The organism is Methylococcales bacterium, from assembly GCA_030949405.1.
GTDB lineage: Bacteria > Pseudomonadota > Gammaproteobacteria > Methylococcales > Methylomonadaceae > WTBX01.
Map to the genome: position 1 here is coordinate 1,461,033 of JAUZSN010000002.1, position 17,230 is coordinate 1,478,262.

A 17,230-nucleotide genomic window follows, 5' to 3' on the forward strand; every position below is an offset into this window, starting at 1 on the left:
AATACCTATGCCTCATAGAGTTTTTAAAAAAAGCAAGCCCAAAGCAATTATTTGTAAATTGCCCAATCTGGGTATGGATAAACAAAATTTCATTAATGATTTCAAGCAGTATTACGGCCATCGTTTAGGGCGTGATAAAGAGTGCCGTTCGCCGCATTATGCCTATGAAGCCCTTTCGATGGCGATTAGTGATCGCATGATTGAGCGTTGGAAAGATACGTTTAATACCTATAAAGATAAAAACTGTAAGCGTGCCTATTACTTATCAATGGAATTTTTGATGGGACGTAGCTTAAGTAATGCCATGCTTAATTTAGGCGTTTCGGATGTGGTTTCTAAAGCGATGTACGATTTAGGCTTAGATTTAGAAGAATTGGAAGATGTTGAAGTGGATGCAGGCTTAGGTAATGGTGGGTTAGGACGTTTAGCTGCATGTTTTATTGATAGTTGCGCCACGTTACAACTTCCCGTCACAGGTTATGGACTGCGTTATGAATATGGCATGTTTAGTCAATCTATTGCCGATGGCGAACAGATAGAAAACCCCGACCATTGGTTAAAAAATGGCAATGTGTGGGAAATAGAACGTACCGAGTACAGTCAGCGTATTAAATTTTATGGGCGGACTGAATCGTATTTGGATAGTGAAGGCAATGAAAAGCGTCGTTGGGTCGATACCCATGACATTATTGCTGTTCCTTATGATACGCCGATTCCTGGTTATCAAAATGGGACAGTAAATACCTTACGATTATGGAAGTCAACGGCCACAGAAGTTTTTGATTTACAAGAGTTTAATGCCGGTGATTATGCAGAGTCCGTTGCGGCTAAAAATAATGCTGAAAACATCACCATGGTGTTATACCCTAATGATTCCAATGAAAATGGTAAAGCGTTACGTTTACAGCAGCAATATTTATTAGCCTCTGCCAGTTTACAAGATGTTATTGATAATTGGGTTGACCTTCATGGGTCTGATTTCAGCCAGTTTGCAGATAAAAATTGCTTTCAACTCAATGATACCCATCCAAGTATTGCCGTCGCTGAATTGATGCGTTTACTGATGGATGAACACGGCTTAGGTTGGGATGAAGCATGGGGAATTACGACTCATACGATGGCGTATACAAACCATACTTTATTACCTGAAGCTTTAGAACGATGGTCAGTTGGCTTGATGGCGCATTTGTTGCCTCGGTTAATGGAAATTATTTTTGAAATTAATGCGCATTTTATGGCTGAAGTTTCAGCACATTGGCCAGGGGACAGTCATAAGATGGCTGCGATGTCCATCATTGAAGAGGGACAGGAAAAACATGTTCGCATGGCTTATCTTGCGATCGTCGGTAGTTTTTCTGTGAATGGCGTTGCTGAGTTACATTCGCAGCTTCTACAACAAGGTTTATTCAAGAATTTTTATGATTTTTGGCCGCATAAATTTAATAATAAAACCAATGGTGTTACGCCTAGACGTTGGTTAGCGGCGTGTAACCCTGACTTAGCGGACTTAATTACCAAAACGATTGGCAAAGGGTGGGTGACTGATTTATCACAATTAGAAAAACTAAAACCTTATGCGGAAAATAAGAAGTTTGGTGATGCGTGGTATAAAATTCAACAAAGCAGTAAGCAGCGTTTGATTGATTTCAATAAGTTAGAAATGGATATTGACTTGGACGTTAATTCATTATTTGACATCCAAGTGAAGCGAATTCATGAATATAAACGTCAGTTATTGAATGTGCTGCATGTGATTCATCTATATGAACGCATTAAACGCGGCGATACTAAAAACTGGACCAATCGAACCGTTTTAATTGGGGGAAAAGCAGCCCCTGGTTATGTGATGGCAAAAAATATTATTAAATTAATTAATAATGTGGCTAAGGTCATTAATAACGACCCTAAAGTCGGCAATAAATTAAAATTAGTTTTTATGTCGAATTATCGGGTTTCTGCGATGGAAAAAATATGCCCAGGGGCGGATCTATCTGAACAGATTTCGACCGCAGGTAAAGAAGCATCAGGAACAGGTAATATGAAGTTCATGATGAATGGCGCGTTAACCATTGGGACATTGGATGGGGCTAATATTGAAATCCGTGAAGAAGTCGGTGAAGAAAACTTTTTCTTATTTGGATTAACCGAAACGGAAGTGGAAGCCTTACGCTCTCATTATGATCCTCAAGCGATCATTCATGATGATAACGATTTAAAACGGGTGATGAATTTACTTGAATGCGGTCATTTTAACCAATTTGAGCAAGGTATTTTTGATGATATTATCAATTCACTGAAATCCTCTGATGATCCGTGGATGACGATTGCTGATTTTAGAAGTTATATCAATGCTCAAAAACAAGTTGAAATTGCGTATAACGATAAAAAGCGTTGGACAAAAATGAGTATTTTAAATTGTGCCTCCAGTGGTAAATTTTCAACGGATCGGGCTATCAGTGATTACAATCATGATATTTGGAAGTTGGAAGCCATTAAAGTAACGGGCGGTTAATTAAAATTTAAAGACAAAGGAGGATTAGAGTTAGGGTCATAACCTCCGAAACTTTCGTGTGGGTTGGGTTAATTTTTTTGCGAGAGTGAAAAAATATAATCCAGCCTACACTCCTCTTTTGATTTTAGATATAAATTCAGGCGTTATTAATCGCTTATTCCCTACCTTTCAACGATAACGTATCACTATGTTAAATATTGTCTTACATGAACCTGAAATTCCTGCGAATAGTGGTAATATCATTCGCCTGTGTGCGAATACAGGGGCAGCACTGCACTTAATTGAACCGTTAGGGTTTGAATTAGAGGATAAAAAATTACGTCGAGCAGGATTAGATTATCATGAATGGGCGCAAGTACAGCGTTATCAGCATTGGAATGACTTTCTTGAGAAACAACAGCCCCAACGACTTTTTGCATTAACCACCAAAGGCCACAGTCTATACAGTGACGCGCATTTTTTAGAGGATGATTTTTTAATTTTTGGCCCAGAAACACGGGGCTTACCCGCTGAGATTTTAAATTCACTCACCGAGGATAAAAAACTATATTTACCGATGCAAGAAAATAGCCGAAGTTTAAATTTATCGAATACGGTCGCGATTGTTTTATTTGAAGCGTGGAAGCAAATAGGGTTTGTGAATGGAAAAATTAAATAACCTGCGTTATTTTTAAATATATTTATCAACTGTTTTATAAAATAACGGAATATCCATAGGTTTCGTTAAATAGTCATTAAAGCCTGCCTTTTTGCCTTTTTCAATATTATGTTTACTGGTATTTGCTGTGATAGCAATAACAGGGGTATTTTTTGTAACGGAATGCGCTTTTAATTGCTCCAATACCTGATAACCATCAAGCTCTGGTAAATTAATATCTAACAAAATTAAATTAGGTTGATGACTAAAGGCCAAATCTAAACCTAAATGAGACGACGGGGCAAAAATAAGTTCTAAATCAGGCCTGTTTTTTTTCAAGTAACATTTTAACTAGCTTAGTGTTAACGGGATTGTCTTCAATATATAATAACTTTGGCAACACGTTATCGTTTGATACCTCATCTTTTTCAATATAATCCTGACTCGCCTGAAAATTATTTCGTTGTTCATCCGAAAGTTCTGCAAGAGGAATTTCAATGGAAAAAGTACTGCCTTCACCTTCATTACTGGTCACATAAATACGACCATCCATTAATTCAATTAATTTTTTGGTAATGACTAGCCCGATTCCTGTCCCTTCTATACTGGTTGTTTCCGCGTCTAACCGATTAAACGGTTTAAACATTTCTTTTAAATGCTTCGGAGAAATTTCTCTTCCCGTATTGGTATCGGTAATAGATAAAACTAATTTATTTTGTTGATTTTTGTGCGTACTAATTTTAATGGATCCGCTTTCTTTATTATATTTCACCGCATTAGAGAGGATATTTAAAATGACCTGCCGTATCCGTGTGTGATCGGCATACACAATATATTCATTGCTATTAAGCTCACTACCCACCGTAATGGTAATATTTTTTGCTTCCGCCTGAACATCTAATAATCGTTTGCACTCACAAACTGTTTCATAAAGAAAAACGGTCTCCATTGATAATTCAACATGCCCTGTCTCAATTTTTGATAAATTAAGAATTTCATCAATAAGTTTTAATAAATGTTCGCCTGATTTTACAATATAACTCAGTTGTTCTTGATGTTTAGTCTCGTCAAGTGTCATTTGTAAGAGCTGACTAAACCCTAGAATGGCATTAAGTGGGGTTCGTAATTCATGACTCATATTCGATAAAAACAAGGATTTAGCCCGATTTGCTTCCTCAGCTTCATTTTTAGCGTGTAGGATTTGCTGTTTTTGTTTTTTCTCTAAACTATTATCCCAAATTATTTAATCTATTTAGGGGGCTACCCATTTAAGACGGGAGATTCTGGTTCGAGGATTAACCGTTCGTCCTGAGCCCAGTTGAAGGACGGACGGTTAAGCCATTCATATTTCGATAAGCTCAGTACGAACGGCTTAACCTCAACCTGTCCCGTCTTAAGTTAGTAGCCTATGAAGTTAGGGTCTTATTCAGGAAAAACGCCTGTTGATAAATAACGATCCCCTCGATCACAAATAATAGCAACAATGACCGCATTTTTAAGTTCTTGAGATAAATGCAATGCAGCCGCAACCGCTCCCCCTGATGAAACACCTGCAAAAATACCTTCTTTAGCGGCTAAGGCTCGTGTTGTTTCTTCCGCTGTTTGTTGATCGACTTCCATAATGCGGTCGACGCGACTAGGCTCGTAAATTTTGGGTAAATAGGCTTGAGGCCAGCGACGAATTCCTGGGATTTTTGAATCGCCTTCGGGTTGAACCCCAATAATTTGAATATCTGAATTTTTATTTTTTAAATAGCGCGATGTTCCCATAATCGTCCCTGTGGTTCCCATGGCACTCACAAAATGGGTAATTGAACCTTCGGTATCACGCCATATTTCAATACCCGTGCCTTCGTAATGTGCGAGTGGATTATCAGAATTAGAAAACTGGTCTAAAATGCGTCCTTGCCCTTCTGCTTGCATTTGTCGTGCTAAATCAATAGCCCCCTCCATACTTTTTTTCGCAGGGGTTAAAATAATCTCAGCCCCATAAGCTTTCATCGACGCTCGACGCTCGGCACTCATATTATCAGGCATAATCAACGTCATTTTATAGCCTTTAATGGCTGCGACCATCGCTAAAGCAATCCCTGTATTACCACTCGTTGCCTCAATTAACCGATCACCGGGCTTTATTTCACCGCGTTGTTCGGCCTGTTGAATCATACTTAATGCAGGACGATCTTTCACCGAACCTGCGGGGTTATTCCCTTCTAATTTAACTAAAAGGGTATTACTATTAGAGTCAATTAGCCGTTGTAGCTTAACCAGCGGGGTATTGCCAACAAAAGATTCAATGGTTTTAAAGTTCATGGGCATCTATGATAAAAAAATGAAATTGATTATCCCATGAAACCCACCTTGAAAAGGTTATTTAACAGGGATTATTTGTTATAATTGCGAGGTTAATTCGTTATCTTTAGAAGTTTTAAAAACAAGAATAGTCTATCAAACTTCGAGATGCACAGACCAACATAAAGTGTTTGTCCTAAATCAACCTAATATGGATCTTATGTCAGATTTTGCTAAAGAAATTATTCCCGTTAATCTCGAAGATGAGATGAAACAATCCTATCTTGATTATGCCATGAGCGTAATTATAGGACGTGCGCTTCCTGATGTTCGAGATGGCTTAAAACCTGTGCATCGTCGGGTTTTATATGCGATGAGTGTACTCGGTAATGATTGGAATAAACCGTATAAAAAATCAGCGCGGATTGTGGGTGACTGTTTTGTGAAAGGTGCTTTGGTTCATACAGAACAAGGCTTAAAAGCAATAGAAACCATTAAAGTAGGTGAAAAAGTTTTATTACCTGATGCGCGTTTAAGTGAGGTCGTTGAAGCTTTTCATAACCCACCGAGCGACGTAGTCAACGTTAATTTATCGAATGGTAATAAGTTAACGGTTACCTTGGGTCAACTGTTTCGAGTTTTAAATGATGACTTAGAAATTACATGGGAAAAAGCGGAAGACTTACAGGGAAAACGTATTTTAGCGACTAATTCACGTTGTTTAGGTGATAACGGTTCTACTAATGATAAAAATAATTTAGCTTATATTATTGGTTTGTTAGTAGCGGAAGGCTGCTTAGCTGACCGAGGACGCACACAAAGAGTCTCTATTAATATGGTTGATACAGAAGCTTTAGAGTTTTTAAGTCAATATTGTGTTGCTAATAATATTAAAGTGAGCTGGACAGAAGTTACACCGAAAAATCCTAAGCATTCCCTACAACATTGTGTTCGTTTTACAGGTTTAGATGAAGCCTATCAATCTTGTGATCCTACTTGTGCTGATAAAATTGTGCCTGAATGGGTTTTAAGCGATAGAACTTTATTTGCAGCTTTTATTGCAGGATTTACCGATGGCGATGGACATATCCGCCTTAAAAAAAGTAAACGAGAAATCACGCTAACCTCTGCCTCAGCAAAATTATTGACACAAATACAAACTATGTTGGCTGATTTTGGTATTCATAGTTATTACACTTGTGAAGACTTTAGTGATAAAAATTATGGTGATAATTTCTTACCACGTTATAACTTATGGATTACAGGTGAAAACGCGAGTCGTTTTAGTCGTTTTATCGTTGATTATTTAAAAATTCCACGCAAACAGGCTGTAGCAGCTGAAATATCTGCATGGGAACGTTCTCATGCAAATGTGTTATCAGAGTTTATTTCAAGTGACGTTATTTTTACAGAGTTATCAAAACATCACTTAGGCGGTGGTTGGTACAAAGATAAAAACGGTGATAAATTTCGTGCTGGAATTAAATACCTAACAGGTGCAAAAATTCGCTATAGCAGTGATTTATTTGATAAAGATATTTCCTATTCTCAGCTTGAGCAATGGGGAATTATTAACAAATTAGAACGAATTGGCTCACCCTTGGCCAAAAAATTAACCCATCTAATCAATACCTATTCGGTACTGACGGTTAACGATGTTATAAAACAAACAGAACAAGCAGAAACCTATGATATTCAAATTGCAGATGATAGCCACGAATTTTTAGTACAAGGGTGTGCTGTTCATAATTGCATTGGTAAATATCACCCTCATGGAGATACCGCAGTTTACGACACAATGGTTAGAATGGCACAGCCGTTTTCAATGCGAAATATGCTCATTGATGGGCAAGGAAATTTTGGTAGTGTCGATGGCGATTCACCTGCCGCAATGCGTTACACAGAGGTTCGTATGGCTAAAATTTCTCATGAAATTTTAGCCGATTTAGATAAAGAAACCGTCGATTTTGTTTCTAACTATGATGACTCAGAATCTGAACCTTCGGTTATGCCAACTCGTGTTCCTACGTTACTCGTTAATGGCTCATCAGGAATTGCTGTTGGAATGGCAACCAATATTCCCCCTCATAATTTAGGTGAAGTGATTAGTGCTTGTTTAGCCTTAATCGACAATTCAGAAATGACGATTGCCGATTTAATGCAACATATTCCTGGGCCTGATTTTCCAACTGCCGCGTTTATTAATGGGGTAGACGGCATTTATGATGCTTATAGCACAGGACGAGGTAAAGTTCACTTACGCGCAAAAGCGCATTTTGAACCGTTTGGGATAAATGATACCCGTGAAGCCATTATTGTTACCGAACTTCCTTATCAAGTAAATAAAGCCCGTTTATTAGAAAAAATTGGGGAAATGCACAAAGATGGAAAGTTAACAGGTATTTCAGCCTTACGCGATGAATCCGATAAAGATGGAATGCGGATGGTCATTGAGCTTAAACGCGGTGAAGTCGCTGAAGTGATTCTTAATAATTTATACAAACAAACCCAATTACAAACGGTTTTTGGAATGAATATGGTTGCGATTCTTAATCGCCGTCCGTATTGTATGAACTTAAAAGAAATATTAGCCGCTTTTATCAATCATCGTCGTGAGGTTGTTACACGTAGAACCTTATTTTTATTACGCAAAGCGCGTGATAGAGCCCATATTTTAGAAGGGCTTGGGGTCGCTTTATCCAATATTGATGCCATGATTGTATTAATTAAAGGCGCGAAAAATCCAGCCGAAGCACGAGCGGGTTTATTAGCACAAAATTGGAACGTAGGCATGGTGCGGGCTTTATTGGAAAATTCTGATATGTCGCGTTCACGCCCTGATGATTTACCCGAGGGTTTTGGTGTAGACGGTGATTTTTATAAACTTTCACCGATACAAGTCCAAGCCATTTTAGAATTACGTTTACATCGTTTAACAGGGTTGGAACAAGATAAAATTCTGGCTGAATTTAAACAGCTCTTAGGCTTGATTGATGAATATTTATTTATTATTAATCATGATTCCCGTCTAATGGAAATTATCAAAGAAGAATTAGAGGTCATCAAAGAACAGTATGCCGATGCCCGTCGTACCGTTATTTTACAAGATCGTTTAAACTTAAGTATTGAAGATTTAATCACCGAGGAAGATAGGGTGGTTACGATGTCTCATGAAGGCTATGTTAAATCACAACCGTTAAGTGATTACAAAGCACAACGACGCGGCGGTCGTGGAAAAATGGCGGCGGCCACTAAAGAAGAGGATTTTGTTGAAAAACTCATTATTGCCAATACTCATGATACGGTTTTATGTTTCTCATCGTTAGGCAAAGTTTATGGCTTAAAAGTTTATAACTTACCCGTAGCCAGTCGAACCTCACGCGGTAAACCCTTTGTTAATTTATTACCTCTGGCCAAGGATGAAAAAATTAATGCCATGTTGCCCGTTAGTGAATTTAGTGATGATAAATTTGTATTTATGGCAACGGCAAATGGAACGGTTAAGAAAACCCCTCTAAAAGAATTTTCCCGTCAACCCGTTAATGGAAAAATTGCTCTTGATTTACGTGGTGATAATAGTTTAGTGGGTGTTGTTATTACTGATGGGCAACAAAACGTTTTATTATTTAGCAGTAATGGAAAGGTCATTTGTTTTAATGAAGCCGATGTACGGTCAATGGGACGAACAGCCGCTGGGGTTCGTGGAATTCGTTTAAAAGAAGATCAAAAAATTATTTCATTAATTATTGGTGCCGAAGGAACCGTTCTTAATATTACTGAAAATGGTTTTGGTAAACGCACCTTGATTGAAAAATATAATTGCCAGAAACGAGGTGGACAAGGGGTTATTGCTATTCAAACCTCAGAACGTAATGGGGCGGTAGTTGGGGCTGTTTTAGTGAATGATACCGATGAAATTATGCTCATTACTAATGGTGGAACCTTAGTTAGAACGCGTGTTGATGAAATTTCAATCGTGGGGCGTAATGCACAAGGTGTAACGGTTATTCGTCCTGATAATGGTGAAAAAGTCGTAGGGGTTGATCGAATTGATGGGTTACCTGATGACGATGAGGAGAGTTCTTTAGATTCATTAGAAGCCGAAGAAAATGGAGAAAATGGAGAAAATGGAGAAAATGGAGAAAATGGAGAAAATGGAGAAAATGAAATAGAAAGTAGCCCTGAATCCAATGTTAATGATGATAAAGGAATCGTTGAGTAATTTGAAAAAATATGGATAAAAACTTATTTTTAACAATGAATAGCCCGTATTTTTCACACTATATACGGGCTAACGTATAAAAAAATGCCATCGCCTTTTATTTTTAAATGCTTGTCACGGCTATCAACTTAAGACGGGGAAGTTGAGGTTAAGTCGTTCGTACTGAACTTGTTGAAGTATGAACAGCTTAACGGTCCGCCTTTCGACTAGGCTAAGGACGAACGGTTAAGCCTCGCTCCATAATGTCCCATCTTAAGTTGGTAGCCCTTATTACCAAAGCACGCTATTTTTATTTATTTTTCAGTCTAATAATATGAAACCCCCTCCTAAAAGCTTACAAGTTTTATTCTTTTTGTCAGAATTTTAGGGGTTATGATTACTATTAACCCTCATTAAACCTTATGAATACAGAAGAAAATCTTCATTCACTTATCGCTTCTTTGGATAAAAATACCTTTATCTATGATTTATTATTAGCTTATGGTTTACCTAGAGCGTCGATTACTCGCTTAAAAAAAGGCGATTACAATTTATCTAACGTTGAGGGGGAAATTATTTGGAAGAAGAAGCTTTTTTTTAAATCGGTAGAGGATGAAGATTTACATAGTTTATTTGATGCGTTAAAAAATTCGCCTGTAATCAGTAAGCAGCATCCGCGTTTTATGATGTTGACTAATTTTAAATCCTTGTTAGCGACGGATACTAAAACGGGGGATAGTTTAGATATTGCGCTGGATGAATTGCCTAAGCATTATGATTTTTTCTTGCCTTGGGCGGGGATTGAAAAAGCGCAATTTCAGAATGAAAACCCTGCGGATGTTAAAGCGGCTGAACGTATGGGGCGTTTGTATGATCTTATTTTAGAGGACAATCCTACACATGAGGCAACGGAGATTCACGCGCTGAATATTTTTTTGTCGCGGTTGTTGTTTTGTTTTTTTGCGGAAGATACGGGGATTTTTAAGCCGAGTCAGTTTACTAATGCGTTAGCATTGCATACGGTTGAGGATGGGGGAGATTTACAGGGGTATTTACAGAAGTTGTTTGTGGTTTTGAATCGGCGTGAGCGTTCGGAGTTTCCTCAGTTTTTGCAATATTTTCCGTATGTAAATGGCGGTTTATTTGCCGATGATGTGGCTTTGCCTGTGTTTAGTCGTCAGTCGCGGAAGTTGATTATTGAGTGTGGGACGTTAAATTGGAAGGATATTAATCCTGATATTTTTGGTTCGATGATTCAGGCGGTGGTGCATAACGATCAGCGTAGTAATATGGGGATGCACTATACCTCGGTGGTTAATATTATGAAGGTGATTGAGCCTTTATTTTTGAATGATTTGACGTTGGCGTTAGAGAATGCTGAGAATCATGAGGGACGCTTGAAGAAGTTGTTGCATCGTTTGTATCAGTTGCGAATTTTTGATCCTGCGTGTGGGTCGGGTAATTTTTTGATTATTGCGTATAAGGTGTTGTGTCGGTTAGAGATTGCGATTTTTAAGCAGTTGCAAAAGATTGATGCGTCTAATTGGAAGCAGGCTGTTTCGGGTTTGCATTTGAATCAGTTTTATGGGATTGAGTTGGATGATTTTGCGCATGAGACGGCGAAGTTGTCTTTGTGGTTGACTGAGCATCAAATGAATCTTGAGTTTAGGGCGGTGTTTGGTGAGGCGCGTCCGACGTTGCCTTTACAAGATACGGGGCATATTGTGTGTGGCAATGCGACCCGTTTAGATTGGGAAGAGGTATGTCCGAAAGTGGGGGAGATTTATATTTTGGGAAATCCGCCTTATTTGGGTGGAAAGTTACAAAGCGCAGACCAAAAAAAAGATTTGAGTTTTGTATCATTTGAAATTATGAATTGTAAAAACTTAGACTATATCTCTTGCTGGTTTATCAAAGGAACTAAATATATAAATAATTCATTAATAAAATGTGCTTTTGTTTCAACTAATTCAATATGCCAAGGTGAACAAGTCTCACTGCTTTGGAATTATTTATTTAGCAAAAAAATAGAAATAGACTTTGCTCATCAATCGTTTAAATGGACAAATAATGCAAGAGGTAACGCTGGAATAACATGCGTTATAGTGAGTATTCGTAATATATCGAATCAACCTAAATTTTTATTTGAAAACTTAGTGAAAAGACAAGTTAAAAATATAAATGCTTATTTGACATCTGGTACTGGATTAATAATAAATAAGAGAGCTAAAGCTATTTCAAACCTTCCCCTTATTTATTTTGGTAATATGCCTAGAGATGGAGGGCATCTTGTTATATCCTCTGAAGAAGAGAGAGCATCAATTATTTCATCAGATCCTAGGGCTAGTAAATTTATTCTTAAATATTTAGGTTCAAAAGAGTTTATACGAAGTGAGATACGTTATTGCTTATGGATTGAAGATAAAGATTTAAATGAAGCCTCTTCAATTCCTAAAATTAATAATCGAATACTTGCTGTAAAAAACGAACGATTGATAAGTAAAGCTGAAAGTACAAAAAAATATGCGAATCAACCTCATAGATTTGTTCAAATAAGCTATCAAAAAAAAAGATCAATCATTATTCCAAGTGTTTCTTCAGAACGAAGAGAATATATTCCTATTGGTTTCCTTGATAAAAATATTATTGTTTCTAATCTTGCATTTGCAATTTACGACCCACCCACTTATATTTTCGCCATAATTTCCTCAAGAATGCACATGACATGGGTACGCGCAGTGGCTGGTCGCTTAAAAACAGATTACCGTTATTCCTCTACACTTTGCTACAACACCTTCCCCTTTCCAAAAATCAGCAAAGCTAAAAAAATCATTTTAGAAGACTGTGTTTTTAAAGTTTTAGACGAGCGCGAATTACATCCCGAAAAAACAATAGCGCAACTTTATGACCCCGATAAAATGCCCGAAGGCTTACGCCAAGCCCATCATGAAATGGATCTAGCCATCGAACAATGTTACCGCACCACACCCTTTAAAAATGACGAAGAACGCCTAGAATATTTGTTTAAACGCTATGAAAAAATGATTGCAGCGGAGGCTTAATAAACTATGCAATATCATTTTGAATGGGATCCTATTAAAACCAAAACAAACTTAAAAAAACATGCTGTTAGCTTTGAAGAAGCCGCTGAAGTGTTTCTTGACCCCTTACAATTAACGCTACCTGATAATGAACATCATGATGCAGAAGAACGCTGGATTACTTTAGGAAATACGCAGCAACATAAATTACGCTTAGTTGTTCATACTTTTGTAAGCTACAGCCAAGAGCAAATAACAATCCGTATTATTTCAGCAAGACCTGCAAACCGACACGAACAAAGACGCTACGAGGAAATAGAATGAAAGACGAATATGATTTTTCCAATGCCGAACGTGGGCGTTTTTATCGCCCCGATGCCACTTTAAAACTGCCCGTTTATTTAGAAACTGATGTTGAAAACTGGTTTACAGAAAAAGCCCAAGCCAAAGGCGTTAATCTTACGGATTTAGTGAATGACTTATTGCGTAAAGATATATCTTTAATTCAAGCCGTCACTAAAAATGCCTAACCTTGTTGATGTAAACTATTCCCAAACAGGCGACAGCATTTCCATAAATAAAATGGGAATGCGCAAAATGCAAATCCGCGCTTTTGAAGCGCGACATGCACAATATTTACTATTAAAATCGCCACCCGCATCAGGAAAATCAAGAGCCTTAATGTTTCTAGGCTTAGATAAACTCTATCACCAAGGCATAAAAAAAGTGATTGTCGCCGTTCCTGAACGTGCCATCGGCGCATCCTTTGATTGCACCAAACTTACACAACACGGATTTTTTGCCGACTGGGATTACGCGCCTAAATACAATTTATGCACAGGGGGCGGCGAATCCAGCAAAGTCAGCGCCTTTAAAAACTTTCTTAACGACAACAGCGCGACGATATTAATTTGTACCCACGCCACCCTGCGCTTTGCCTATCAAGCCGTTGATGAAAATGACTTTAATAATACCCTATTAGCCATAGACGAATTTCACCATGTCTCAGCCGATAGTGACAACCAATTAGGCGAAGTGATTCGCTCTATTATGCGTCACACAAATGCCCATATTATTGCCATGACAGGCTCTTATTTTCGCGGCGATAGTATACCTGTGTTATCACCCGAAGACGAAGCCAAATTTTCTAAAGTCACTTACAACTATTACGAACAACTCAATGGCTACAGCTATTTAAAAACTCTCGGCATTGGCTATCACTTTTATCAAGGCAACTATCTCAACGCAATAGATGACGTCTTAGATACCAACAAAAAAACCATTCTGCATATTCCCAATGTTAATGGCGGTGAATCCACCAAAGACAAACATAATGAAGTCGATTGTATTTTAGACTGCATCGGCACAGTGACACACCAAGACAACGACACAGGCGTTATTCATATTAAACGCAAAGGCGATGACAAAATTATCAAAGTCGCCGATTTAGTCAACGACACCCCGAAAGACCGCGATAAAATTATGCGTTATCTACGCGAAATGAACGCCGCAGATGATATAGATGTGATTATCGCGCTCGGAATGGCAAAAGAAGGCTTTGATTGGGTATTTTGCGAACACGCGCTGACCGTGGGTTATCGTGGCTCATTAACTGAAATAATCCAAATTATTGGCAGAGCCACACGCGATAGCGAAAACAAAAACCACGCTCAATTTACCAACTTAATCGCTCAACCCGATGCCGCCGATGACTTAGTAAAACTATCGGTTAATAACATGTTGAAAGCGATTACCGCCTCATTATTAATGGAACAAGTGCTTGCGCCTAATTTTAAATTTAAAACCAAATTACCCGATGATGATAAACATGTCGCAGGCACGATTAAAATTCACGGGTTTAAAGAACCCAGCAGCCAACGAGTTAAAGAAATTGTCGAATCAGATTTGAATGATTTAAAAGCCGCTATTTTGCAAGATAATACAATGCTAAAAGCGTTACCTAGTGAATCCGTTGATCCACAGGTCATTAACAAGGTGATGATTCCTAAAATCATTCAAACAAAATACCCTGATTTAACCGCAGAGGAAGTGGAAGAAATTCGCCAACATGTTGTCACCGATTCCGTGATTAAAAATGGCGAAATTAAAGAAGTGGGCGGTAAATATTTTGTCCGCATGGCCAGTAAATTCGTCAACATAGAAGACTTGCATATTGATTTAATTGATAAAGTTAATCCGTTTCAAAAAGCCTTTGAAGTGTTATCAAAATCCGTCACCGCAAAATTATTAAAAGTGATTCAAGAAACCATTGATGCAGGGCGTATAGAAATGACTGACGAAGAAGCGGTGATTCTGTACCGCGATAAAATCGGCGAATTTATCAAAAAATATAACCGCGAACCTGATATTAATTCATCAGACGCGCTAGAAAAACGCATGGCAGAAGCGATTATTTATCTTAAAAATAAAAAACGCCAACAAAACACCGCGCAAGCATGATTGATTTTGCTCAAGAACTTGAAAATATTTTAAGCGATGACCCTTTAGATTTATTAGCCATTAAAGCTAAAACCCTCTCAGCAATGAATGATGATGAGCGTTTAATTGCCTCATTTGAAGAAATTAATCAATTTGTGCGTAAACAGGGGCATGAACCCACAAAAAACCGTGATGATATTAATGAAAGAAGTTTGTTTTCGCGCTTAGAGGGTTTAAGAAATGATATTAAAAAAGTAAAACGGTTAATGCCTTTTGATTGTTTTAAGTTATTAGAAACTATTTCTACGCTTGAACTTGAACCCGAAGCGAAAGAAATCACCAGCGTCAGCGATATTTTAGTAGACGATATATTAGGTTTGTTAGGCGAGGATGAGAATGATATTTTTACGCTTAAAAATGTCTCCAAAACCTTAAAAATGCCTGAAAAAGTTGCTCAACGAAAACCGTGTAAAAACTTTGCAAACTATGAAGCATTATTTAAACAATGTCATGCGGACTTAGTGTCTGAGAAAAGTGAATTAAAGAAATTTACAGGCGAGCAACAAATTACCACAGGGCATTTTTTTATTTTACATGGGGTGATGGTTTATGTTGCTAAAGTCGGCAAGAAATCAAAAAAACGCGGCAAGGTCAATGCGCGATTACGGTGTATTTTTGAAAATGGCACAGAATCCAACATGCTATTACGTTCGTTAGCGACCGAATTATATAAAGATGAAAACGGACGGCGTATATTAAGTCACCGTGAAGAATTGTTTGATAACGCGGAAAAAATAACGCCAGCGGATAAGGCAACAGGTTATATTTATATCTTACGTTCATTAAGCGATGACCCTCAAATTAAAGCGATTAAAAACCTGTATAAAATTGGGTTTTCTCGGAAATCGGTAACACAACGTATCGCCAATGCTCACCATGAACCGACCTATTTAATGGCAAAGGTTCAAATTATCACAGAATACCAAGCCTATAATTTAAATCCTCATAAATTAGAAACTTTATTGCATACTTTTTTTGCAGAATCCTGTTTGAATTTAGAGGTTTTTAATCAAGGGCAACGATATTCACCCCGCGAATGGTTTATCGTCCCCTTAGCGATCATAGAAACTACGGTTCAACTTTTAAGGAATGGTGAGATTATCCATTATCGTTATGATCGTGAGCAGCAGGAAATATTTTCTAAGGAATGAGATTTATAAACTATTCGCATTGAGTGAGGTCTGATCTGTACCCATAAAACGAGCAGGTCTTATTATGTCTCAGCAAGTAGAAACACCCTTTAGTATTGAAAAAATAGAACAACGCTTAAACGATGAATTACCGCAATGGTCTTATGAAAATGGCTGGATACGGCGCAAATTTAAAACCAGTGGCTGGAAAGCAACCTTAATGGTGGTTACAACTGTGGGGCATTTAGCTGAAAAAGCATGGCATCATCCTGATTTAAATGTCTCTTATGCGTTTGTTATCGTCAAACTAGTCACCCATTCGGCCAAAGGAATTACCGAAAAAGACTTTAAACTGGCTAAAAAAATAGATGAGGTTTTAATGTGGGATGCAGCCAGTGATTCTGATGGGGTGTTTGAAGGAACCCCTGATGACCCGCGTTTCAATTATATTAAAAACAGTTAAACGCGTTCTTATTTTTAATCCAGTCACGTTACTTTAAATAAAAAACCTCATAGAAATGAAACCGTCTATGAGGTTTTATTGATTGATAATCTATTTTTTTATTGCTGGTTTTTCCAGACATACCAGTTAGGCACAACCCAAACCCAGTACCCTGCTACACCGACCTGACCACACCACGATCCTCCTCCCCAATAACCATAATCTCGATATTGCCCATACTGACTTTTATCTTTAGGGCAATTCAATGTTTGTAATAACCCAGAATATTTACCTGCTGCTGAGGTTTTATTAGCCGATGCTTTATCCGCCCACACATACCACGAAGGCTGTAGCCAAACCCAATACCCTGCTTTACCTTGTTGACCACACCAAGACCCCCTTTCCAATAACCATAATCATTAAACGTACCATATTTAGCACTATCGCTAGGACAAGCAAGTTCTTGAATAAGGTTA

General features: G+C 37.9%; 13 protein-coding genes and 1 pseudogene. 10 read left to right on the top strand and 4 right to left on the bottom strand.

All coding sequences use genetic code 11. The features are described from left to right. Nucleotides 1-7: 7 nt before the first annotated feature. Nucleotides 8-2,512, top strand: coding sequence for a glycogen/starch/alpha-glucan phosphorylase (locus tag Q9M50_07730; protein ID MDQ7090521.1), 2,505 nt, complete (start codon nt 8-10; stop codon nt 2,510-2,512). Nucleotides 2,513-2,699: 187 nt separating this feature from the next. Further along, entirely contained in the window at nt 2,700-3,170 is a 471-nt protein-coding gene (gene trmL, locus Q9M50_07735) for a tRNA (uridine(34)/cytosine(34)/5-carboxymethylaminomethyluridine(34)-2'-O)-methyltransferase TrmL (GenBank protein ID MDQ7090522.1), read from the top strand. Nucleotides 3,171-3,182: 12 nt separating this feature from the next. Here trmL and Q9M50_07740 read toward each other — a convergent pair whose 3' ends face one another. The 3 genes from Q9M50_07740 to cysM form a co-directional block, all read right to left on the bottom strand. Then, on the bottom strand, nt 3,183-3,488 hold the full coding sequence (locus Q9M50_07740; GenBank protein ID MDQ7090523.1) for a response regulator: 306 nt from the start codon (nt 3,486-3,488) through the stop codon (nt 3,183-3,185). Continuing rightward, the gene (locus tag Q9M50_07745) at nt 3,469-4,302 is read right to left on the bottom strand and encodes an ATP-binding protein (GenBank protein ID MDQ7090524.1); all 834 of its coding nucleotides are present in this window, start codon (nt 4,300-4,302) and stop codon (nt 3,469-3,471) included. The genes Q9M50_07740 and Q9M50_07745 overlap by 20 nt, the downstream gene beginning before the upstream one ends. 269 nt (nt 4,303-4,571) lie before the next feature. Further along, nucleotides 4,572-5,468 carry a cysteine synthase CysM gene (gene cysM, locus Q9M50_07750; GenBank protein MDQ7090525.1) on the bottom strand — a complete coding sequence of 299 codons (897 nt, stop codon included), beginning with the start codon at nt 5,466-5,468 and terminating at the stop codon, nt 4,572-4,574. A gap of 268 nt (nt 5,469-5,736) precedes the next feature. Between cysM and Q9M50_07755 the strand changes: the two are divergent. The 8 genes and pseudogenes from Q9M50_07755 to Q9M50_07790 all read left to right on the top strand — a co-directional run bounded on the left by Q9M50_07755 (nt 5,737) and on the right by Q9M50_07790 (nt 16,775). Continuing rightward, nucleotides 5,737-6,723: pseudogene (locus Q9M50_07755) on the top strand (LAGLIDADG family homing endonuclease). Between the two features lie 90 nt (nt 6,724-6,813). After that, nucleotides 6,814-9,663 carry a DNA gyrase subunit A gene (gene gyrA, locus Q9M50_07760; GenBank protein MDQ7090526.1) on the top strand — a complete coding sequence of 950 codons (2,850 nt, stop codon included), beginning with the start codon at nt 6,814-6,816 and terminating at the stop codon, nt 9,661-9,663. Nucleotides 9,664-10,064: 401 nt separating this feature from the next. Next, entirely contained in the window at nt 10,065-12,704 is a 2,640-nt protein-coding gene (locus tag Q9M50_07765; GenBank protein MDQ7090527.1) for a class I SAM-dependent DNA methyltransferase, read from the top strand. A 6-nt stretch (nt 12,705-12,710) separates the two neighbouring features. Beyond that, nucleotides 12,711-13,007, top strand: a complete 297-nt coding sequence (locus Q9M50_07770) for a BrnT family toxin (protein ID MDQ7090528.1) — start codon at nt 12,711-12,713, stop codon at nt 13,005-13,007. Then, entirely contained in the window at nt 13,004-13,213 is a 210-nt protein-coding gene (locus Q9M50_07775) for a hypothetical protein (protein ID MDQ7090529.1), read from the top strand. Before Q9M50_07770 ends, Q9M50_07775 begins: the two co-directional genes overlap by 4 nt. Nucleotides 13,214-13,280: 67 nt before the next feature. Further along, nucleotides 13,281-15,143, top strand: coding sequence for an ATP-dependent helicase (locus Q9M50_07780; protein MDQ7090530.1), 1,863 nt, complete (start codon nt 13,281-13,283; stop codon nt 15,141-15,143). After that, a complete protein-coding gene (locus Q9M50_07785; GenBank protein MDQ7090531.1) occupies nt 15,140-16,333 on the top strand; it encodes a GIY-YIG nuclease family protein in 1,194 nt (397 codons plus the stop codon). The genes Q9M50_07780 and Q9M50_07785 overlap by 4 nt, the downstream gene beginning before the upstream one ends. A gap of 64 nt (nt 16,334-16,397) precedes the next feature. Then, the gene (locus Q9M50_07790; GenBank protein MDQ7090532.1) at nt 16,398-16,775 is read left to right on the top strand and encodes a 4a-hydroxytetrahydrobiopterin dehydratase; all 378 of its coding nucleotides are present in this window, start codon (nt 16,398-16,400) and stop codon (nt 16,773-16,775) included. Between the two features lie 98 nt (nt 16,776-16,873). On the opposite strand, the gene Q9M50_07795 is transcribed toward Q9M50_07790, so the two are convergent. Continuing rightward, nucleotides 16,874-17,161 carry a hypothetical protein gene (locus tag Q9M50_07795; GenBank protein ID MDQ7090533.1) on the bottom strand — a complete coding sequence of 96 codons (288 nt, stop codon included), beginning with the start codon at nt 17,159-17,161 and terminating at the stop codon, nt 16,874-16,876. Nucleotides 17,162-17,230 lie beyond the last annotated feature (69 nt).